Below are 21,422 nucleotides of genomic sequence, written 5' to 3'. Positions count from 1 at the left end.
CGTGGACCCCGCCTTTCTGGAGGGCTGAGTGGAACTCCGGAACCTGCGCCATTTCTCGGCGCTCGCCGAGATCTTGAATTACCGGGTCGCCGCCGAGCGTCTGCACCTCACCCAGCCCGCGCTGACGCGATCGATCGCCGCCCTCGAGCGTGAGCTGGGCGTCCAGCTGTTCGACCGCGACAAACGGCATGTGGCGCTCACCGCCGACGGCGCGGAACTGCTCGAACGGGCGGGCGACGTGCTGGCCGATGCCGAGCGGCTCGCCGCCGCCGCGGACGCCATCAGGGCCAGGCAACGGGACGAGGTGCGGGTCGCGCTCTACGGGGTGGCTCTCGCGGAGCTGACGCATCCGGTCATCGAGGCGTTCTGCGAGCGGTATCCCAGAGCCACGATCCGGGTGCACGAAGCGGACTTCCACCAGGGGCTCGACCCGCTGCTGGCCGGCGAGCACGACGTGGCGCTGTTGCCCCTGAACGTCGACATGCCGGGCGTGACACGCGTACCGATCTTCACCGAGCCCGCTTCCCTCGCGCTGTGGAAGGGGCATCCGCTGGCTGGGGCAGCCGCGGTGGACGTGACCGAGGTCTTCGATCAGCCCTGGGTCACCCCCGAGCCGGGCCTCGACTTCTGGCTGGGCGGACGAAACGGGGACGACGCCCCGACGGTCGGCTTCCACGCCCGCTCGGCCCAGGACGTGTCCTTGAAGATCGCCTACCAGCACATGGTGGGACTGATGCCGCTGTCGGCCACCCGGATGTTCCCGCACCCGGGAGTGGAGAACGTCGCTCCGAAGGAGACCCTCGGCTTGGTGGCCGCCGTCGCCTTTCCGGAGGCCGGTCACTCGCCCGCCGCCCCGGCGTTCGCCGAGGTCGCACGCCGGGTGGCCCGACGTGCGAGCGGCGTTCCGTACGCCGAACTCGCCCGGTAGAAGCGGTCAGCCGCCGTACGGCGGCTCGCCCGCCCAGGCCGCGTGCAGGACGGCGCGCAGATCGTCGGCGGAGGCCGGGCGGGGATTCGCGTACGGCGCCCCGAGAGCGACATCGACCGCACGGTCCACGTCGGCGGCGGTCAGGCCCAGCTCGGCGAGCGATCGCGGGATGCCAAGACGCTCGCCCAGCTCGTGCAACTCCCGTACCGGATCCGGGACATCGAGCGCCCGGCGCAGCGCCAACAGTGTCTCGGGAACCGCCGGCGCGTTGAAGGCCAGCACATGGGGCAGGACGACGGCGTGTGTCTCGGCGTGCGGCAGGTCGAAGGTGCCGCCGAGCACATGGCAGAGCTTGTGGTGCAGCCCCATGGTGGTGGCGCCGAGACAGGCACCGCACAGCCACGCCCCGTACAGCGCGCGGCTGCGCGCGTCATGCCCCGAGGGGTCGGCGACGATCTCGGGAAGGGCCGCGGCCAGCGCCCGCACACCCTCCTCCGCCATGAGGGAGACGATCGGAGTGGAGTCCGGGGCGTACAGAGCCTCGACGGCGTGCGCGATCGCGTTCATGCCGCTCGTCGCGGACCCCACGGGCGGCATGGTGAGCGTGAGCAGCGGGTCGTACACGACGCTGCGCGGCAACACCTTCGGGTCGCGCCCGGTGCGTTTGACCGCGCCCTCGGTCAGGCCCCAGACGGGTGTCATCTCCGATCCGGCGTACGTCGTCGGGACGGCGACGATGGGCAGGCCGGTCCTGAGCGCGACGGCCTTGGCCAGGCCGGTCACGGAACCGCCGCCGACCGCCACGCAGCCGTCCGCCTGGGCTTCGCGAGCCGCTTCGACGGCCAGGTCGGCGACCTCCACCGGGACGTGCGTCACCGCCCCCGCGTGCAGCCCGGCGCAGGCGTCGCCTAGAGACGCGGCGACGGCACGGGCCGTGTCCAGGCCATGGTGGTCGCACAGCACGAGGACGCGGCGCAGGCCGAGAAGCGCGACCTCGTCGGGCACCGCGTCCGGGACGGCACCCGACCGGAAGAGGACGCGCATCGGCTGGGCCTGGTGGGTGAAGTCCAGGGCGCGTTCCCTCACGCGATCACCGGTTGCAGCACGATGTCGAAGCGCGCCCGGCGGAAGGGGTTGGCCAGGCCCAACTCCGCGGCCTCCTCGGGGGAGTCCACCTCGACGAACTCCTCGACCAGGCTCTCCTTCACGGCGAAGACGGCGTCCGACTCCAGATAGTCGCTGCCCGCCACGAAGATGTGCGTCGTCACCGGGCTGTACCCCTCGGCGCCCACGATGAAGTGGACATGGGCCGGACGGTAGGGGTGGCGGCCGGTCGCCTCCAGCAGCGAGCCGACCGGTCCGTCCGTCGGAATCGGATACGGGCTCGGAACGCACGAGCGGAACCAGAACCGCCCTTCCGCGTCCGCTGTGAACAGCCCGCGCCCATTACCCGGCGGCTGCTTCTCCGGCTGCTGGACGTCGTAGAAGCCCTGGTCGTCGGCCTGCCACACGTCCAGCGTCGCGCCGGGCAGCGGGGTGCCGTCGACGGAGACGACCCGTCCGCTGATCACGCAGGGCTCGCCGCCGCCGACCAGATCGATGTTCGCCCCGAGTTCACGGACCGGGGACTCGGTCATGTGGAAGGGGCCGAGCACCGTCGAGTCGGTCGCGGCGGCGGCCTTGTGGTCGTTGATCGTCTCGACGAGCATCGACACACCCAGGACGTCCGACAGCAGGATGAACTCCTGCCGGGTGTCGTCGCACATGTGCCCGGTTGCGGTGAGGAAGTCGATCGCCCGCTCCCACTCGGCCTGGGTCGGCTCGATGTCCCGTACGAAATCGTGCAGGTGACGCGTCAGGGAGGCCAGCACCTCGCGCAGTCGGGGATCGGAGGTGTGGGCGAAGCTTTCCAGCACCGACGTCGTCGTCGCGGTCTTCTCGGTCGTCCCGGTCTTCGCGGTGAGGTCCATGGCCGCTCAGCCCCATCCGAGAATCTGCCGCAGCGCGTCGCCCAGTGCGGCCGTGACGTCACCGGTGGCGTCCTGGCGGCGGAAGGCCACATGGTTGTCCGGCCGCACCAGCAGCGCGCCCGAGTCGCCGATCTCCCGCAGCCGGGCCCAGTCCCCGTACGGGTCCTCGTACTCCTGGCCGGGGCCGATGAGCGCCGTGGCGATCTCCAGGCCGAACTCCTTGCCGAGGATGCGGGCGGCCTCCGTCCAGGGCTCGCCGCCGATGCCGGTGACCAGGGTGAACCGGCCGTTTCCGCCCAGGTCCAAGGTGGACAGGTTGCGGATGCCCGCGCAGAGCCAGGCGTGCGGGAGTTTGGCGCCGGGGCGGGTGCTCGGCTGGGAGTGCAGCTCGGGGTCGCGTGCGAAGCCGGGGTCCTCGGTGCCGTCCGGGACGATCGCGGCGGAGGTGTAGCGCTGGTTGAGGTCCACGCCGTGGGCGTTGAACTCGTACGCCTTGAAGGCGATCGCCTCCCGCAGCCGCGCCCGCTGCTCCTCGGCCTCCGTGGTGGCGTCCTTGCGGGCGGCGATGTTCCGCCACAGCTGCTCGGGGGTCTGCGGCGCCAGGCCGCCGAGCGCCTCGAAGACGGGTGCCGTCTCGCCGATGGACTTGTTGGCGCGGGTGACGATCTGGCGGCCGATCGGGGCGCGTTCGGCGGTGTAGGTGTCGAGGAGCTTCGGGGAGGCGGTGCCGTCGAGGACGAGCTTGAGCTTCCAGGCGAGGTTGTAGGAGTCCTGGATGGAGGTGTTGGAGCCGAGGCCGTTGGACGGCGGGTGGCGGTGCGTGGCGTCACCGGCGCAGAAGACACGGCCGTTGGAGTAGGTCTCGGCGTACATCTCGTTGACCGTCCACGCGGAGGACGACTTGATGGTCACCGGGATCTCGTCGTCGCCGATCAGCTTGCGGACGACGGACAGGGCGTACTCCTCGGTGAGGTCCGGCGGCCCGGCGTCGACGTCGTAGCCCCACACGATCAGCCACTCGTTCCACGTCCGTACGCAGCGCACCAGGCCGGCGCCGATGCCGCCCACGGTCGCGCCGGGCGCCAGCACCCAGTAGAGGGTGGCGGGTCGGTGCGCCACGTACTTGCTGAGGTCCGCGTCGAAGACGATGTTGATGCTGCCGGCCACGCCCATCTGGCCGCCCATCGGCAGCCCGGCGTCCTCGGCCACCTTGCTGCGGCCGCCGTCCGCGCCGATCAGGTACTTGGCGCGGATGGTGTACGTGTCGCCGCGCAGCCGGTCGCGGACCGTGGCGGTCACGCCGTCCGCGTCCTGCTCGTGCGACAAGTACTCGGTGCCGAACCGCAGTCGGCTTCCGCGTGCTATGGCCGCGTTCACGAGCACCGGCTCCATGAGGTGCTGCGGCATGTCGCACATGCGGGTGGGGCTCGCCAGCTCGTGCGCGGCCTGCACGAGCGGTTCGTTGCCCCAGGACCTCAGCCGGCCGAGCTCCTCGCCCGCGAGGGCGGTGCAGAAGACGGTGTTGCCCATCAGATGCTGCGGGGTGGCCTGGGCGATCACATCCTCTTCGACACCCAGGTCACGCAGCACTTCCATGGTGCGCTGGTTGGTGATGTGCGCCCGGGGCGTGTCCGCGAGGCGCGAGTAGCGGGTGACCATGACGTTCGGCACGCCATAGGTGCTCAGCGCCAGTGCGGCGCTCGCTCCCGCGGGCCCGCTTCCCACGATGAGCACATCGGTCTCGACGGTCGGCACGGTTGTCGCGGTTGTCATCGGGACGTTTCCTCCACAGCCGCCAGCCGCTTGTTCAGCCAGGCCATCAGTGCCTCGGCCACGTCGTCGGAGTTCTTCTCGCCCATGGGCAGGTGACCGTTGCCCGTGAGCCCCAGGTCCGCCAGGCGCAGCAACTCGGCGTCGGCACCGGCCTGGACGAGGTAGTCGGCGACACCGTGCTGGAACGCCGCGAACGGCGAGTGGTCGGTCGCGACCACGGCGATCGGGAAGCCCTGGAGCCCTGGCAGGGACCGCACGGCGCCTGCCTCTTCGTCCTGGACGAGACAGTCCTGCAGCCCGTCGCCCCCCGCCTCGCGCAGCCGAAGGCGCAGTTCGTCGGGGGTCGTTACCGGCGGCTCGTAAGTGATCGGGGCGGCGGTGAGCCCCCACTCCAGCTTTCCGAGGCCGGGCAGTTCGGTGAACGGCGGCCCGATCGGCTCGATGGAGACAACGGCCTTCACCAGCCCGGGCCGGGCATCGGCGACCAGCCAGCCGAACGGCCCACCCATGGAGTGGGTGATCAGCACGGCCGGTCCGATACGGTCCAGCAACTCGGCCCCGCAGCGCCGCATCTGCTCCTCGTTCTCGGCGAAGGTGGGCAGCGTCGGGCCCTGGCTCGCCATCAACTGGTCCAACGCGGAGTCGTCGCCGACCTCGCCGCTGCCGGGCCACTGGCTGCCCGGTCGTCCCGCCCCCTCGCAGAACAGCCAGCGGATGAACTCGTACGTCGGCGCCGCGCCCTCGATGGGCCCGAGGACATCGGGGTGGTACGGGGAGCGCCCGTGACCTGGACGGTCGACCACGTACACGGCGTAACCGGCCTGGAGGAACCGGGTGGCCCAGCCGGGGCGCCCGTCCGGCGTCGACAGATAGTCCGAGCCCTGGCCGCCGCCCCCGTGGACCATCACCACGGGCAGCGGATGCCGGAGATCGGCCGGGATCTGGTACTGGGCGTACATCGCGGCCTGGGCGGCGGTCCCGGCCTCGGTCGGCTTGCGCCCGACACCGACCCAGAAAGCGCCTTGCTCGCTGATCGTCAACGGCGAGGCGGCACGGGCCGGCTCGGCGGTTGCGGGTGGTGGGGAGATGGTCATCGGCGAACCTCCGTCACGGCGTCTGCGCCCATGCCCAGCACTATTGGTGATCGGCTCCGGGGCGGTCCAATGCCGGTTGGGGACGCCGTGATGCATGGCGCTCATCAGTGTCCCCGAGGGCGGCCGCTTCACCGGGAAGGTGCGCGTGGCGGCGAGGGTGACCAGGGCGTCGGTGCGGAGCGCGGCCCCCAGCAGCTGCTCGACGACCGGCAGTTTGTACTGCGGGTCGCGGTCGGAGAGGCCGGTCACGTGGAGGCTGCCGGTGCCGACCCACCGCTTGGCGCGTACGACCTCGAAGGATCTGCGCTTGCGGCCGGTTCCGGACCCACGCCAGGGCGGTGGACCGCACGTCGAGGGGGTGGACGGTCACGTCCGACCGGATCGCCACCACATAGCCGATGCCCCGGCCGTGCGGGCCGTCGCGGAAGTCGGCGTTCTGCCCGTAGCCGACGTCGGCCACCACCACCCGGGTCAGGCCACCGCCCGGAGCGGCACCTGAGCATCCTCACAGTCGAAGCACGATCCCACTCGGGCCATGGACTGGAAGGCGCCCGAGATGGAGGTGGCAGAGCCGCTCGCGACGGTGGCCCTGGTCGTGAAGCCCACACTCGAAGGCAGGCCGTCGAGGGCGGTGCCATCGCTCAGCATGGTGCCGATCGTCCGGCCGGGGAGCGGGGACGGCTTCGTGGACGATCACCTTGTCGGCGCGGGAGACGAGCGCGCGGCGTCGGGGAGGCACTGGCCGAGGTCCAGGGAAAACCGGTCGAAGAGCCCCCGGTAGTCGGCGACGTGTGCGGTGCGCAGCGCCTGACCCGCGAGGGCGCACGGGTGACGGTCCCGGGCAACCTGAACGACAACCAGATGCGCTTCGAGTCCCAGCTCTACGTGACCGCCGAGGGCGGCTCGGTCGGGGGGCACGAACACCAAGGTGCGGCTCGACAACTCCGACGCCGTGACGAACGTCCTCGGCGCGGGCGTGCACCACGCCGACAAGTACCCCGCTACCGGGGCGAGGACCCCCACGAGCGGGTGACCAAGGTGGTCGACCGCGGCGCGGAGCAGGACTCCTGGGTCTTCGCTGGACGCGTCCGCGCCTCAGGCTTGCTGCTGCCGGGGTGCACCCGTCGGAACATGTCTGGATCTGGAGAAGGCGGCAGGGCGCGGTTCCGGGAGGAGCCTCGACGCAACCCATTGACGCGATTCGGGCAGGGACATAATCTCCGCTTGCATTTGTTCGGCACGCGGACGAATGTTCGCAATGCGCACGCACTCGTTCCTGTTCAGGAGGCCCCCATGCAAAGGCGCGTTCTCGGGCTTGCCATAGCGGTAGTGACGGTCGCAGCCGCGGCCGGATGCGGATCTTCTTCCGGGACCGGTGGTGCGTCCTCCGCGGCCGGGGACAAGACCACCCAGGTCAAAGTCGGGATCATCCCGATCGTCGATGTGGCCCCCCTGTATCTGGGGCAGCAGAAGGGGTTCTTCAGCAGCCGCGGCATCGACCTGAAAATGGAGACCGCCCAGGGCGGCGCCGCGATCATCCCCGGCGTGGTGAGCGGCCAGTTCCAGTTCGGATTCAGCAACGTCACGTCGTTGATGATCGCCCAGACCAAGGGTGTGCCGATCAAGTCAGTGGTCAACGGGACCGCCTCCACCGGTGACACCGGAAAGGACATCAGCGGGGTGGCCGTCAAGGAGGACAGCCCCATCAAGTCGGCCAAGGAACTTGCCGGCAAGACGGTGGCGGTCAACACCCTGCAGAACATCGGGGACACCACGGTCCGTGAGGTGGTGCGCAAGGACGGCGGCGACCCCTCGAAGGTCAAGTTCGTCGAGATGCCGTTCGACCAGATGCCGGCCGCGCTGGACGGCGGGCAGGTGGACGCCGCGTGGGTGGGCGAGCCCGCGCTGACCATCGCCAAGGGCCAGGGCGCCCGCGTCGTGGCGTCGCCGTTCGCCGAGACCGACCCGAACCTCACCATCGCGACGTACTTCGCCTCCACCAAGCTGGCCCAGGAGAACCCCGACCTGGTGAAGAAGTTCACCGAGGCCGTGACCGAGTCACTGAATTACGCCTCCGAGCACCCGGACGAGGCACGTCAGATCGTCACGACCTACACCAAGATCGACGGCGAGGTGCTGAAGAAGCTGACGCTGCCGACCTGGCCGGCCGAGTACGACATGGCCTCCCTGGAGAAGCTGGCCTCGCTCGGCGAGCAGGACGGCATCTTCGGCGGTCAGAAGCCCGACCTGGATGCCCTGTTCTCATGAGCGCGTCCGGGAGCACTCCTGTGCTGACGAAGCCCGCCGGGACCGCGACAGGTCCCGGCGGGGTGGGCGGTGGCCGCGTGCGGCGCACTCTGGACAGAGCGCGCACCCCGTTGCGCGGACTGGCAGGCCTGGCCGGGCTGGTGGTGTTGCTCGAGGTGCTGCCGCACATCGGTGTGGTCTCCGCCGACTACCTTCCGCCCGCCTCCGAGATGGGCCGGGCCCTGTGGCAGCTGCTCGGCGAAGACGCGTTCTGGACCGCGCTCGGTGACACCCTCACCGGTTGGGGCCTGGGCCTGGCCATCGCGGTGGTGGCCGGGGTGGTGGCCGGCGTGGTGATCGGATCGGCGCCGGTGCTGCGGGCGGTGACCGCCTCCACCATCGAGTTCCTGCGCCCCATCCCGTCGGTGGCGCTCATCCCGGTGGCGGTGCTGCTGTACGGCACCGACCTGGAGTCGAAGCTGCTGCTGGTCGTGTACGCCTCCTTCTGGCAGGTGCTCGTCCAGGTCCTGGCGGGCATGCAGGACGTCGACCCGGTGGCCGAGGACACCGCCCGCAGCTACCGGATGGGTAGTTGGGGACGGGTTCGGTACGTCCTGTGGCCCACCGCGCTGCCGTACGTGATGACCGGCGTGCGGCTGGCCGCGACCGTGGCACTCGTCCTGACGATCACCGCCGAACTCGTCATCGGTTCGCCCGGCCTGGGCAACCAGCTCGCGGTCGCGCAGACCTCCGGCGCCGTACCGCGGGTCTACGCCCTGGTCCTGGTCACCGGACTCCTCGGGGTCGCGGTCAACCTGGTGGCCCGGGCGATCGAGCGGCGGGCACTGCACTGGCACCAATCGATGCGCAGGGAGGGACAGCGATGACCGTCCTCACACTCGCCCGGCGGACCGGGCTGGTCCTGGGCCTGCCCGCGGTCCTGTTCGCCATATGGTGGTTCGCCACCGCGGGCAGCACCGACTTCTATGTTCCCCCCCTGTCCACCATCCTGGGCAAGTTCGGGGAGGTATGGACGGGCGAACGACTGCTCTCGGACGTCGTACCCAGCCTGGTCCGCCTGCTCACCGGCTATCTCCTCGCCGTCGCCGTCGGTGTCGGACTCGGCCTGGTGGTCGGCATGCACCGTGGCGTGCGCGACGTACTGGAGCCGGTCCTGGAACTCTTCCGGGCCATCCCGCCCCCGGTGCTCGTACCCGTCATCATGCTGTTCGCGGGCATCGGCGACACCATGAAGGTCATCGTCATCGTCAGCGGCTGCATGTGGCCGATCCTGCTCAACACCGTCGAAGGCGTCCGAGCCGTCGACGAAGTGCTCAGCGACACCTGCCGCTCCTACGGCATCACCGGGCCCTCCCGGCTGTGGCACCTGGTGCTGCGCTCGGCCAGCCCTCAGATCGTCACCGGCATGCGCCAGGCCCTCTCCATTGCCATCATCCTCATGGTCATCAGCGAGATGTTCGCGGCCAGCAACGGGCTCGGCTTCACCATCGTGCAGTTCCAGCGGTCCTTCGCCATCCCCGAGATGTGGAGCGGCGTGCTGCTGCTCGGCCTGCTCGGATTCGCCCTCTCCCTGCTCTTCCGCGTCGCCGAGAACCGGGTTCTGGCCTGGTATCACGGCCTGCGCCGGGCCCAGCGCAACCCCTGACAAGGAGACGTCGATGCTCGACGTACGCAACCTGCAGAAGATCTACACCGGACGTAACCGCAGCGTCGAAGCACTGCGGAATCTCACATTCCATATCGGTGCCGGCGAACTCGTGTGCCTGGTCGGCCCGTCCGGGTGCGGCAAGACCACGCTGCTGAAGTGCATGGCGGGACTGATCGACCCGACCGACGGCGAAGTGCGCCTGGACGGCCGCCCGGTGGACGGGCCCCCGCCCGGCATGGCGGTCGTCTTCCAGGAGTACGGCCGCTCCCTGTTCGCCTGGATGAACGTACGCGACAACGTCGCCCTGCCCCTGCGCCGCAAGAAGCTCGGCAAGGCCCGCGAGAAGGAACTGGTCGACCACGCGCTGGAGGTGGTCGGGCTCGCCGACGCCCACCAGGCCTACCCGTGGCAGTTGTCCGGCGGAATGCAGCAGCGCGTCGCCATCGCCCGCGCCGTGGCCTTCGAGCCGAAGGTGCTGCTCATGGACGAGCCGTTCGCCGCCGTCGACGCGCAGACCCGCGCCGAACTGGAGGACCTCATCCGGCGGTTGTGGCGCGAACTGGGCGTCACCGTCCTGTTCGTCACCCACGACATCGACGAAGCCGTCTATCTCGGCCAGCGCACCATCATCCTGTCCACCTCACCGACCGTGGTGCTGGAGGATCTGACGATCGATCTCCCCGACGAGCGCGACCAGTTGCACACCCGCTCCAGCACCCGCTTCGCCGAACTGCGCGCCCACGTCTACGAGCAGATCCAGCGCGCCAAGCACCACAACGGCGACACGCATGCAGCAGTGGCCGACCGCAGCGACGAGCTCGCCCTGCACAAGTCCGAGTCCTGACACACCGTCCGACACAAGGGCCGTAGCACATGGACGACAACGAACCCGGGCGGTACTTCGTGCAGTCCCTCGAACGAGGGCTGGCCGTCATCCGTGCGTTCACCGCCGACACACCCGAAATGACCCTCTCGGAGGTCGCCAGGATCACCGGCACGAGCCGTGCCACCGCACGGCGCTTCCTGCTCACCTTCGCCGACCTGGGGTACGTGGCCACCGACGGCCGCCACTTCCGCCTCACGCCCCGGGTCCTGGAACTGGGCTACGCCTACCTGTCCAGCATGTCCCTGGCGGAGATCGCCCAGCCCCACCTGGAGCAACTGGTCGCCGAGGTCCACGAGTCCTCGTCGGTGGCGGTGCTCGACGACGAAGACGTGGTGTACGTCAGCCGGGTACCCACCCGGCGGATCATGACGGTCTCCATCAGCATCGGGACCCGCTTCCCCGCCCATGCCACCTCCCTCGGCCGGGTCCTGCTCGCCCACCTCGACGAGCCCCGGCTGCGGCACTACCTGGACACCGCCTCCCTCAAGCCGCTCACCCCCCGCACCATCACCTCAAGGGAGGCACTCGCCGCCGAACTGGAACACGTGCGGGCACAGGGCTGGTGTCTGGTGGACCAGGAACTGGAACAGGGCCTGATATCGATCGGCGTACCCATCCGGAACGAAGCACGACGGGTGGTGGCAGGCATCAACCTCTCCACCCACGTCAGCCGGCGAACGCCGGACTCGATACGCCACGATCTGCTGCCGCCGCTCCTGGCCACCGCCGCCGACATCGAGGCCGAGCTGAAGGTCCCCGGCTAGCCGGTCCTGATGCCGTGCCCCCGCGACGGCAGCACGGAGCAGCACCGGCCTTGGCGACCGGCCGGAACACACCGCCCCGCGCGACGGGCGTTGCCGTGGGCTCGTCACGGCCACCCAGACCTGTCGGCTCTCTGCCCCCACCAGGCATCATTCACTGCAGTGCTGAGACAGTCGCCGCGGAGAGCCCATGACATCGCCCCACGCCCTGACGTCTACCGACCCCATGGCGGCTCCCGCGCCACCCGAGGAAGCCGTGGCCCCTCTCATCCGGGGTATCGCCGTGCTGCGCGAGCTCACCGACGCCGGAGGGACGGCCGGCCTCAGCGATCTGGGACGGGCCACCGGCCTGGCCCGCGCCACCATCGACCGGGTCACCGGAACTCTCGCTCGCATGGGGTACATGCGGATGGACGGCAGCAACGCCGTCCTTGCCCCCCGCCTGATGGAGCTGGGGAACGCATACCTGGCCGCCCTGCGCCTTCCCGCGCTGCTGAGTGCGCACGCCGATACCCTCGCTGAGGAACTCGACGAGTCGGTGTCCCTCGCGGTGGCGGACGGTGACGGCATCCGCTTCATCCACCAAGCGATCCGCCGCCGCGCCCTGTCGCTGAGCTTCCGCATCGGCGACCTGCTGCCCGCCGAACGCACCGCGCCAGGCCCGCTGCTGGCAACCGAGTGGAGCACGGACGACTGGGCGCGGTGGCACAAGCGGCAGGACGCCGACCCCGAGGACCTCGGCTTCCCGGCGGTCCCCCCTCGATCGCACCGTACCGCCACGACAGACTTCGAAGAACGGGTGGAACGGGCGCGCGCCCATGGCTGGGCGATGGACGACCAGTTGATCGAGCCGGGGCTCGTCGCCGCAGCCGTTCCGGTTCGCGCCCCCGACGGCCGGATCGCCTGTGTGGCGAGCGTCGTGAGCCATACCAGTCGGCACAGCGCGGACTCGCTGCGCGACGCCCTTCTCCCCAGGCTCCGTACTGCCGTGACCGTCATGGAGCGGAAGTTGGCCGACGCTCCGCCTCCGGAGCCGCCGAGCAAGAGCACTGCCGTCGGGCTCGCCACCTGGACGAGCGCGTCCAAACAGGAACTGGGCGGGGAGTTCATCGAATCCCTGGCCCGCGGCCTGACCGTGGTCACCGCGTTCGGTGAGGGCCGTGCGGAGCTGACCCTCACCGAGGTCGCCGAAGCCACGGGGCTGTCCCGCGCCACGGCTCGCCGTGCCCTGATAACCCTGGGACACCTCGGTCACGTCACGCGGCACGGGCGGGTCTTCCGGCTCACTCCACGCGTCCTCGCCCTCGGTTTCCCGCCGCTGTCCAAGACGACACTCACCCGGATCGCGCACCCCCACCTCGCCGCCCTCACCCGCAAGGTGGAGGACTCGACGTCCCTGGCAGTGCTCGCCGGTGACGATGTCCAGTGCGCGGCCTCGATCGCCGCGGGACGCATCATGGACGCTGATATCGCCGTGGGCGCGCGCGTGCCCGCCTATGCGACCTCCACGGGCCGGGTGCTGTTGGCGGGGCTGCCGGCCGAGGAGCGCACTGCCCGGCTGGCGCGCGTGCGGATGGGGGCGCTGACCGCTCGCACGGTCACCCGGCCCACCGACCTCGAGCTGATTCTCGACCGAGTCCGTGAGGACGGTTATGCCCTGGTCGATGAGGAACTGGAAGAAGGGCTTCGCTCGATCGCCGTACCGGTACATGACCGCGACGGCGGCCTCATGGCGGCGATCAACGTCACCATGCACAGCGGTCGCCGCCCCGCCGCGGAGTGCGTCACGACCATCTTGCCGGAACTGCGGGCCACGGCTGCTCACATCGAGGCCGACGTGCACATAACTGGGCAATTCGTTCGAGTTCCGACATGGCAGCTGTAGTTGGTGAGGAGTGAGGTTCCTGTCCTGTCAGGTGACGGCTGAGCGCGTGCGCGGGATCGGGCGTCCTGGCGGGCCGGTAAAGGACGAAGACCCGGAGCAGGGCGAGGAGTTCACGCGGGCTGACGGGCACCATGGCCTGGTCACCTCGCGACGCTCGTCGTCACCGGCCCAGTCCTCGCCCAGGTACAGGCGACGGTTGATCAGCGCGTGCCGTCCGTGGTCACGTAGGACAGGTGCACCGCGACCTGGCACAGGCCGACCCCGCCCAGGACCTGTATTTCATCGGATCTCGGATCCCTCGCCAGCCACCCCTGTGAGGCTCCCGCGCGTTCACCAGCAGGACTCTGCCCTCCAACGGCAGGCTCGGGGCGACCTCTGCGCACCAGATCGGTTTCCTCCCGCCGCAATGCGGTCCGGCGGGACATATCTCGGTCGCCCGGACGGAATCGGCATGAGAGCCTCCCGCCCGCTCTGGACCCCGCAGATCAAAGCTCTGGACGAACGGTACAAGGCCGTGACCGTCGACGACGACGGCCAAGCACTCGGCCAGTTCCACAGGCTGCCCGGCCCCGATCTGTGGTGGTGGCGACGACATCCCCGAATCCTCACCGGGGACCTCGGGCGTTCGCTTCGCTCGGCCGGTGCGATCGGCACCGACCCTGACACAGCATGACCCTCAGCCTCGTGGACTACAGGACAGCTCCAGGGCCCGGAGCGGCCGCCCCTCCGGGGAGCGCCATTTACGGCATGAACTTCAAGCACATGCCTAGGCCGAGTTGGAGCTTCGGATACCCGTTCGCCGTCGGCTTGATGGGCGTGGTCTGCATCAGCCTGTACGTGATTTCAAGCGGCGGGACTGGCTGTAGACCGAACCAGGCCGGGCCCGACTCCTCCAGGAAACGGCGCATGTCCACGGGCTGGGAGTGCGCCTGGCGGCGCCGCCTGTGGTCGTCGCCGAACGCGCCCGGGACACGTGGCAGGCCGCTGCTACGGCACACATCAAAACGTTTCTTTCAATGAGCGCATACACGGGTTCAGAACGAACGCAGCGCCAAAAGCAACCACAAGGCGGGGGGCGCACAACCCCATGAAATGGAAGTTTCCATATTATCTGAGCTTCGTAAACGCTCTTGCCATGGGCTCACGTTCTGCAGCTAGCTGAATGCCACGCCCACTTCCTGGCCCGGGTTCCCGATGAACCCTGAGGCCGTCAGGGAGGTGGTCGGGACCCGCATGTGAGGAGTGGTCATGAAGAAGGCATATGAGTCGCCGACGCTCGTCCGGCTCGGTACGTTCCGGAAGGAGACGGGGCTCCTCGGGCGCCACGGCAACGACCGTCTGATCCTGAGCAAGAACTGACGGCCGGCGGTCCTTGACCCGACGTCATGACTGAACTGCACGAAAGTGCGGGGACGGGCCCCGGCGACGCGCACTTCACGGTCTTCACCGACCGTGCGGACGCGGCCGCCGTGGCCCGCTCCTTCGCCCGCCCCGGAAGCCGGAGCCTCACGCATGCGTCGGGACGGCCCTGGCTGATCGGCCACTGGCACGACGACGAGGTCGTCACGGCGAACGCCGGCACCGCGGCCCTTGCCGTCGTCGGCTGCTGTCCCGTCGACGCCGACGAACTGCGGCGCCGGGCGGCACGGTTGCGTGATCTCGCGGAGCTCGACGCTCTGGCCCGGTCCCTGCCCGGCAGTTTCCACCTCGTCGGCGCTCTCGACGGACGGATCAGGGTCCAGGGCACGGCCTCCGGACTGCGACTGGTCTTCCACGCGGAGATCGACGGCGTACGAGTGGCCGCCACCCGTGCCGACACGCTCGCCGCCGCCCTGGGACTCGACCCCGACGTCGAGGAGTTGGCCGTAAGGCTGCTGTGGCCCGCCCCGTATCCGCTGTTCGAGACGTCCCTGTGGCGTGCGGTCACCGCCGTTCCTCCGCAGGACGCCCTGGTCGTGTCCGCCGACGGGCGCACCGTACGGCACACCCGGTGGTGGACGCCGCCAGAGCCGGTCCGGCCGCTCGCCGAGGCGGCGCCCCTGATCCGGACGGCGCTTCAGGAGGCCGTCGACGCGCGTACCCGACAGGGCGGCGTCGTCAGCTGCGACCTGTCCGGCGGCCTGGACTCGACCTCCGTCTGCTTCCTCGCCGACCGCTCCCCCGCCCGTGTGGTGGCCAGTACCTGGCCGGGACGCGATCCGGCGGACACCGACCTGCACTGGGCCGAGCGGGCGATCGAGCACCTCCCCGAGGTCGAGCACGTGGTCTGGGACGCCGACGACTCGCCGCTGGTCTACGAGGATCTGCTCGACATCGACGACCTCCTCGACGAGCCCACCATCGGCGTCATGGACCGCTCCCGGGTCCTGCACCATCTGCCCGGCCTCGCCGAGCGCGGCAGCCGACTGCATCTGACCGGCATCGGCGGAGACCACGTGGCATGGTGCTCCGAGGCGTACTACCACCGACTGCTGCGCACCCAGCCGCTGTTCGCGCTGCGTCAATTGCGGGGATTCCGGGCGCTGTGGCAGTGGCCGCTCGGCGGCACGGTCCGCGCGCTCTCCGACTGCCGGCCGTACCGGAAGTGGCTCGCCGACACCGCCGACCATCTGCGGTGCCCGTCGCCCGCGACCGTCGCGACGGGGCTCGGCTGGGGCATGGCTCCGCGCCTGTTCGACTGGGTGACCCCCGAGGCCGAACGGCTCGCCCGCCAGGCCCTGCTCGACGCCGCGGCGACCGCCTCGCCCCTGCATCCGGACCGTGGTCTGCACAGCGACCTGGAGCAGATCCGCTCGTGCACCCGCATCATCCGGCAGTGGGATCGGATGGCCGCCCGCGTCGGCCTGCCCATGGCCTCTCCCTTCCTCGACGATCGCGTCATCGAGGCGTGCCTCGCCGTACGTCCGAGCGAGCGCGTCACGCCCTGGCGGTACAAGCCCGTCCTGGGCGCCGCGATGCGCGGGATCGTGCCCGATGCCTGCCTGCGGCGGACCAACAAGGCCGCGGCCTCCATGGACGCCTCCAACGGACTGCGCGAACACCGCGCCGACCTGTTGGCCCTGTGGGAGGACTCGCGGCTGGCGGCACTGGGCCTGGTCGACGGCGCCGAGTTGCGCCGCCTGGCCCGGCGGCCCGCCTCCAAGGGGCTGTCCGACGCCATCCTCTACTCCACGATCGCCGCCGAGGTGTGGCTGCGGGGAACGGCCCGCGGTCCCGCCCGAGTCCCACAACCCTGACCAACCACGTCCCCTCGTCAGAAGACGTCAGACACGTCACACACGTCAGCCACGTCAGGCACGTCAGGCACGTCAGAAAGGCCCTCATATGCCCCTGCGGTTCGGTGACAACGTCTCCACGGCCGAGACCGACTACGGCACGGTGCTGCTGGACGAACGCGCCGGCGAATACTGGGAGTTGAATCCGACCGCCACCTTGGTGGTGCGGACGCTGCTCGCCGGCGGCGAGGAGTCGGAGGCGGCCGCCGCCCTGGTCCGGGAGTTCGACATCGACCAGGCGCAGGCGTTGCAGGATGTCGAGACGCTCGTGGGGGAGCTGCGCAGGTCGGGGCTCGCCTCATGACGACACCCAGCGCGCTGGAGCGGCCCACCGGTGTGCCCCTGGCCCGACGCCTGGCCGCCCACCTCGTCCTGTTGCCCGCCGTCGCCCTCGCCCTCCTGCCGCCCCGTCACATCCGCACCGTCCTCGGCGTCCTGCGGCGCGGTGCCGCACCCGCCACCACCGCGCAGGCCCAGGCCGCCCGCGACGCCATGTGCGCGGCCAGCCTGCGCTGCGCCGGACCGAAGGGGTGCCTGCCGCGCTCGCTGGGGGCCGCGTTGCTGTGCCGGCTCGGCGGGACCTGGCCGACCTGGTGCACCGGCGTACGCGTCGTACCGCCCTTCACCGCGCACGCCTGGATCGAGGCCGAAGGCCGGCCCGTCGGCGAGGGTGTGCCGGAGGGCTACTTCACCCCGCTGGTGACCGTCGGCGCGCTGTCCCGACCGTCGGACCGATGACCGCCACGACCGATCCCCACGGCACGACTCATCCGACCGGCCCCACCGAACCGCACGACGGCCGAGCCGCGGTCGCCGACGGTGACAGGTCCACCCGGGCGGCGGTGGCCACGATGTACCGGCTCACCGCCGGGCACCGGGGTGCCATCGCCGTCGCCACCGTGCTGACCCTCGTGGCCTCCGCCCTGGGACTGGCCCAGCCGCTCGTGGCCAAGCACGTCGTGGACGCGAGCGGCCGCGGGCAGGTCATCTGGCCGCTGCTGGCGCTCCTCGGGGCGCTGTTCGTCGCAGAGGCGGCGACGGGATCCGTGGGGCGCTTCCTTCTGGAGCGGATGGGCGAAGGCGTCGTACGACAGCTCCGGCACGGGCTGGTGGGGCGGCTGCTCCGGCTGGAGATGAGGGAGTACGGCCGTCACCGGGGCGGCGACCTCATCTCCCGGGTGACCACCGACACCACCGTGCTCCGGGAGGTCGTGTCGCAGGCCCTCGTCGATCTGGTGACGGGAAGCCTTGTCGCCGCCGGGGCGATCGTCCTCATGGCGTGGCTCGACCCTCTGCTGCTGCTCCTGGTCGCCGGCACCGTGGCCGCGGCGTCCGTGGTCGTCGCCTCGCTGCTCACGGGAATCCGATGCGCTTCCGAACGTATGCAGGACTCGGTCGGTGCCATCGCCGCCGACCTCGCACGCGCCCTCGACGCCCTGCCGATGGTCCGCGTGCATCGTGCCGAGGAGCGCGAGGCGGCGGGTATCGGCGCACGTGTCGAGGCTGCCTACGGCGCGGGGGTACGCACCGCGAAGCTCGCCTCGGTCATGAGCCCCGCCGTGGAACTCGCCGTGCAGGGCTCCTTCCTCATCGTCCTGGTGGTGGGCGGTCTGCGCGTCAACGGCCACGCCGGCTCCCTCGGCGACCTGGTCGCCTTCCTGCTGTACGCCTCGTACCTCGTCCTGCCGCTGTCCTCCGTGTTCCGTGCCGTGGGCCTCATCCAACGCGGGATGGGCGCCTACCGGCGCATCGAGGAGGCGCTCGGCCTGCCGGTGGAGCCGAGTGCACCGCTGGTGCCGGGAGTTCACGCACACACGCCGCAGCCGGCAAGGCCGTCCGCCACCCCCGAACAGTCCGCCTCTGATCAGCCCACCCCTGAGCAGGCCGCCCTCGCCCTGCGCGACGTCCGCTTCGGCTACGACCCCGAACGGCCGGTCCTGCGCGGCGTTTCGTTCACCGTGGCGCACCGTCAGCACGTGGCACTGGTGGGCCGGTCGGGAGCTGGCAAGAGCACCGTGTTCGCCCTGGTGGCGAGGTTCTACGAGCCGGACGCCGGCACCGTGCTCTTCGACGGGCGGCCCGCCACCGAACTCACCCGTGACGCCTGCCGCCGACGCATCGCCGTCGTCGACCAGAACGCCCACGTCGTCCACGGCACCCTGCGCGACAACATCGCCTACGCCGTGCCCGACGCCACGGAAGCGGAGATCCGGCGCGTCATGGAACTGGCCCGGCTCGAAGAGGTCGTCGCCCGGTTGCCCGGCGGTCTGGACACCGTCGTCGGCGAACACGGCAGCACCCTCTCCGGTGGCGAACGCCAACGTGTCGCCGTCGCCCGCGCGTTGCTGGCGCGCCCCTCGCTGCTCCTGCTGGACGAGCCCACCTCCCACCTCGACGCGATCAATGAATCGGCGCTCATCGGCGTCATGAAGGACGTCGCCCAGGAATGCGCCCTGCTGGTCATCGCGCACCGCCTGTCGACCGTGCAGCACGCCGACCACATCGTGGTGCTGCACGACGGCCGCACCACCGCCGCCGGCCGCCACGAGGAACTGCTGACCGGCAGCGCCCTCTATCGCGAGCTGGCCGCGAGCCAGATGCTCCGTCCGGGCGGGGTCACCGCAAGCGGCGACGGCGCGGGGGCGACCGGTTGAAGTCCGGCCCTGTCCCTCGGCCCCAGCCGCCCGTCGCATTGTCGACGACCTCGACGTAGATCCGTTCGCCGATGTTTTCGGACAGGTCGCCGACGACACGGCGGTACTGCTCGCACCGTCGGCCAAGGGCAGGACGCGTAACGCGCGTGCCTGCCCTTACATGTCCTCAAAACACCGTAGTCGCCTTGCCCGTCGGCCTCGGCGGACCAGCCGGACCCATGCGCCGAAGCGGCAGCCCTCACCCCCTCCCCCGCCGTGTGACACCGGTTCTACCGGGCCGTGCCCGGGGTCGGGCGGGCTGTTGGAGCGGGTGGTGGCGACATTGCGCCCCTGGGTGGTGGCCGATCGATGGATCAATTCTCAAAGGTTAAGCACAAATTACACACACCCTCTCTACACACTGGCCCCGATGCTCTAGATTGACCGTGCTTCAGCTGTTCGATCACGAGGCGACCATTAATGATCTATAGGTCCGGCGCTACGGAAAGCCAGCAGTCGCACCCCCGGCGCCAGACGTGGGGGTGATCAATTCTTGGCCCGGGAGGGGCCTTGGATGCGGGGAGCATCCGGGGTTTCGACGGGTTCCCACGCACCTCGAGGGCCTGGCCGGCCATGTTCGTGCTGCCGCCAGGGTGGGGTGTCCAGTAGGTCTGAAGTAGCCGGGACGCCATACGCGGGGAGGCGGGGGCATCCCACGGGGAGGAACAGCGCGGCGCGGGGGGCGGGGGCCTCCTGTCGGGAGAAACAGGGTTGGGCGAACACGTCGAACCACTGGGAACCTGGGGGGTTCTGTGCGGCAAGGGGGATTAGTCAGCCCGTTTCCGTCGGAGCGCGGGCATCTGGCGAACGGGGCGATCAGCCGGCCCGCGATCGACTGGGAGCAGCGGTACCGCCGTACCGTGATCATCAGCGACACCGTGGCCACCGCCACCGTGGTGGCGGCGATCGGCAACTTCTTCGGGGCCCGGGACGCGGCCAACTGGCATGAGAAGTGGGTGATTCTCGCCTTCTGCACCGAGCTGCTGGTGCTGGGGGCTCTTGCGGTGGGCCGGGCGTGGGCTCCGGCCGTTCTCGGCCAGGGCGCCGAGGAATTCCGTCGGCTCGGACGCTCACTGTTCGCGGCGACCGTCGTGCTGGCGCTCGGCGGGATCGCCCTCACTTCGCGCAACATCAAGCTCTGGATCTTCGTCGCGATTCCCGCGATCGCGCTGGTCACCATGACCGAGCGGTATCTGCTCCGCCTCTGGCTGCACAAACAGCGCAAGGAAGGACGGTGCTTGAGACCGGTGCTCGCTGCCGGTAGCCCGGCCACCGTGCGCGACCTGATCATCCGGACCCGCAAGTTCCCGCACCTCGGCTGGCGGGTGGACGGGGTGTGCACGACGGACGGTCGCGGCGTCGACGGGGACAAACTGGAGGGAGTGCGGGTCGTCGGCCGACTGACGGACGTCGCCAAGCACGTCCGCCACGACGGCTACCGTGTCGTCGCGGTCACCCCGGACGCGCACTGGTCGCCGGACCGGCTGCAGCGGCTGGCCTGGAACCTCGAAGGCAGCGACACCGAGATGGTCGTGGCCCCCGTACTGATGGAGGTGGCCGGCCCTCGGCTGCACATCGACGCGGTGCTCGGGATCCCGCTGCTGCGGGTCAGCATGCCGACCTTCACCGGGGGCCGCCGGGCGGTCAAGGCGGTCGTCGACCGGATGGGCGCGGCGATCCTGCTGATGCTGTTCGCGCCCCTGATGGTGCTCGTGGGGCTGCTCGTGCTGATGGACAGTCGGGGCGGGGTGTTCTACCGCCAGCGCAGGGTCGGCAAGGGCGGCCGCGAGTTCACCATTCTCAAGTTCCGCACCATGGTCGCCGGTGCTCACGGGGCACGTGCTGAGCTGGCCGACCGCAACGAGGGCGCAGGGCTGCTGTTCAAGCTCCGCCGGGATCCGCGGGTGACCCGGGTGGGAGCAGTGCTGCGCCGGTACTCGATCGACGAACTCCCGCAGCTTTTCAACGTACTCACCGGATCGATGTCGCTCGTCGGCCCGCGGCCTCCGTTACCGGAGGAGTCTGCCGCGTACGGCCCGGACATCCGGCGGCGGCTGCTGGTCAAGCCCGGACTCACCGGCCTGTGGCAGATCAGCGGACGCAGCGACCTGTCGTGGGAGGAGGCGGTCCGGCTGGACCTGCGGTACGTGGAGGACTGGTCGCTCGCCCTGGACACAGTGATCTTGTGGAAGACGCTGCGTGCGGTGCTCTACGGGCAGGGGGCCTACTGATGTGCGGGGG

General features: G+C 70.2%; 20 protein-coding genes and 2 pseudogenes. 15 read left to right on the top strand and 7 right to left on the bottom strand.

Annotated features, from left to right (window positions below; all coding sequences use genetic code 11):
* Positions 1–28 precede the first annotated feature (28 nt).
* On the top strand, positions 29–928 hold the full coding sequence (locus EJ357_RS37255) for a LysR family transcriptional regulator (RefSeq protein WP_126396066.1): 900 nt from the start codon (positions 29–31) through the stop codon (positions 926–928).
* Positions 929–934: 6 nt separating this feature from the next.
* Here the strand turns inward: EJ357_RS37255 and EJ357_RS37250 are convergent, their stop codons facing one another.
* The 7 genes and pseudogenes from EJ357_RS37250 to EJ357_RS37225 form a co-directional block, all read right to left on the bottom strand.
* Positions 935–1,972, bottom strand: a complete 1,038-nt coding sequence (locus tag EJ357_RS37250; RefSeq protein ID WP_126400523.1) for a maleylacetate reductase — start codon at positions 1,970–1,972, stop codon at positions 935–937.
* 38 nt (positions 1,973–2,010) lie between these two features.
* A complete protein-coding gene (locus EJ357_RS37245) occupies positions 2,011–2,898 on the bottom strand; it encodes an intradiol ring-cleavage dioxygenase (protein ID WP_126396065.1) in 888 nt (295 codons plus the stop codon).
* A 6-nt stretch (positions 2,899–2,904) separates the two neighbouring features.
* Positions 2,905–4,671 (bottom strand): FAD-dependent oxidoreductase, encoded by a 1,767-nt coding sequence (locus tag EJ357_RS37240; protein WP_126396064.1) that lies wholly within the window; start codon positions 4,669–4,671, stop codon positions 2,905–2,907.
* Positions 4,668–6,014: an alpha/beta hydrolase gene (locus EJ357_RS37235; RefSeq protein WP_407698437.1), complete on the bottom strand. Its 1,347-nt coding sequence runs from the start codon at positions 6,012–6,014 to the stop codon at positions 4,668–4,670. Before EJ357_RS37235 ends, EJ357_RS37240 begins: the two co-directional genes overlap by 4 nt.
* A gap of 109 nt (positions 6,015–6,123) precedes the next feature.
* Positions 6,124–6,225 (bottom strand): annotated as a pseudogene (locus EJ357_RS50830) (transposase); the annotation flags it as partial.
* Between the two features lie 11 nt (positions 6,226–6,236).
* Complete coding sequence (locus EJ357_RS48590; RefSeq protein WP_175647223.1) at positions 6,237–6,413, bottom strand: hypothetical protein; 177 nt, start codon at positions 6,411–6,413, stop codon at positions 6,237–6,239.
* Between the two features lie 45 nt (positions 6,414–6,458).
* The gene (locus EJ357_RS37225) at positions 6,459–6,683 is read right to left on the bottom strand and encodes a hypothetical protein (RefSeq protein ID WP_126396061.1); all 225 of its coding nucleotides are present in this window, start codon (positions 6,681–6,683) and stop codon (positions 6,459–6,461) included.
* Between the two features lie 375 nt (positions 6,684–7,058).
* Between EJ357_RS37225 and EJ357_RS37220 the strand changes: the two genes are divergently transcribed.
* The 14 genes and pseudogenes from EJ357_RS37220 (at position 7,059) to EJ357_RS37155 (ending at position 21,412) form a co-directional block, all read left to right on the top strand.
* Positions 7,059–8,033 carry an ABC transporter substrate-binding protein gene (locus EJ357_RS37220; RefSeq protein WP_126396060.1) on the top strand — a complete coding sequence of 325 codons (975 nt, stop codon included), beginning with the start codon at positions 7,059–7,061 and terminating at the stop codon, positions 8,031–8,033.
* A complete protein-coding gene (locus tag EJ357_RS37215) occupies positions 8,030–8,899 on the top strand; it encodes an ABC transporter permease (protein WP_228472727.1) in 870 nt (289 codons plus the stop codon). Before EJ357_RS37220 ends, EJ357_RS37215 begins: the two co-directional genes overlap by 4 nt.
* Positions 8,896–9,678, top strand: a complete 783-nt coding sequence (locus EJ357_RS37210; RefSeq protein ID WP_126396059.1) for an ABC transporter permease — start codon at positions 8,896–8,898, stop codon at positions 9,676–9,678. The genes EJ357_RS37215 and EJ357_RS37210 overlap by 4 nt, the downstream gene beginning before the upstream one ends.
* Before the next feature lie 13 nt (positions 9,679–9,691).
* Entirely contained in the window at positions 9,692–10,525 is an 834-nt protein-coding gene (locus tag EJ357_RS37205; protein ID WP_126396058.1) for an ABC transporter ATP-binding protein, read from the top strand.
* 29 nt (positions 10,526–10,554) lie between these two features.
* Positions 10,555–11,331, top strand: coding sequence for an IclR family transcriptional regulator (locus EJ357_RS37200; RefSeq protein WP_126396057.1), 777 nt, complete (start codon positions 10,555–10,557; stop codon positions 11,329–11,331).
* A 187-nt stretch (positions 11,332–11,518) separates the two neighbouring features.
* On the top strand, positions 11,519–13,213 hold the full coding sequence (locus EJ357_RS37195; RefSeq protein WP_126396056.1) for an IclR family transcriptional regulator domain-containing protein: 1,695 nt from the start codon (positions 11,519–11,521) through the stop codon (positions 13,211–13,213).
* A gap of 451 nt (positions 13,214–13,664) precedes the next feature.
* Complete coding sequence (locus EJ357_RS37190) at positions 13,665–13,886, top strand: hypothetical protein (protein ID WP_228472726.1); 222 nt, start codon at positions 13,665–13,667, stop codon at positions 13,884–13,886.
* A gap of 65 nt (positions 13,887–13,951) precedes the next feature.
* Positions 13,952–14,079 (top strand): annotated as a pseudogene (locus EJ357_RS50825) (CorA family divalent cation transporter); the annotation flags it as partial.
* 382 nt (positions 14,080–14,461) lie between these two features.
* Positions 14,462–14,572: a keywimysin-related RiPP gene (locus tag EJ357_RS37180; RefSeq protein WP_126396055.1), complete on the top strand. Its 111-nt coding sequence runs from the start codon at positions 14,462–14,464 to the stop codon at positions 14,570–14,572.
* Positions 14,573–14,598: 26 nt separating this feature from the next.
* Positions 14,599–16,449 (top strand): lasso peptide isopeptide bond-forming cyclase, encoded by a 1,851-nt coding sequence (locus EJ357_RS37175; RefSeq protein ID WP_126396054.1) that lies wholly within the window; start codon positions 14,599–14,601, stop codon positions 16,447–16,449.
* An 88-nt stretch (positions 16,450–16,537) separates the two neighbouring features.
* A complete protein-coding gene (locus tag EJ357_RS37170) occupies positions 16,538–16,792 on the top strand; it encodes a lasso peptide biosynthesis PqqD family chaperone (RefSeq protein WP_126396053.1) in 255 nt (84 codons plus the stop codon).
* Complete coding sequence (locus tag EJ357_RS37165) at positions 16,789–17,226, top strand: lasso peptide biosynthesis B2 protein (protein ID WP_126396052.1); 438 nt, start codon at positions 16,789–16,791, stop codon at positions 17,224–17,226. The genes EJ357_RS37170 and EJ357_RS37165 overlap by 4 nt, the downstream gene beginning before the upstream one ends.
* The gene (locus EJ357_RS37160; protein WP_126396051.1) at positions 17,223–19,142 is read left to right on the top strand and encodes an ABC transporter ATP-binding protein; all 1,920 of its coding nucleotides are present in this window, start codon (positions 17,223–17,225) and stop codon (positions 19,140–19,142) included. Before EJ357_RS37165 ends, EJ357_RS37160 begins: the two co-directional genes overlap by 4 nt.
* Positions 19,143–19,933: 791 nt before the next feature.
* Positions 19,934–21,412, top strand: a complete 1,479-nt coding sequence (locus tag EJ357_RS37155; RefSeq protein WP_126396050.1) for a sugar transferase — start codon at positions 19,934–19,936, stop codon at positions 21,410–21,412.
* The last annotated feature ends 10 nt before the right edge of the window (positions 21,413–21,422 follow it).

It is taken from the genome of Streptomyces cyaneochromogenes (genome assembly GCF_003963535.1).
GTDB classification, from domain to species: Bacteria; Actinomycetota; Actinomycetes; order Streptomycetales; family Streptomycetaceae; genus Streptomyces; species Streptomyces shaanxiensis.
Note: the sequence above shows the minus strand (reverse complement) of the source record. Positions and strands in the feature narration are given on the sequence as shown.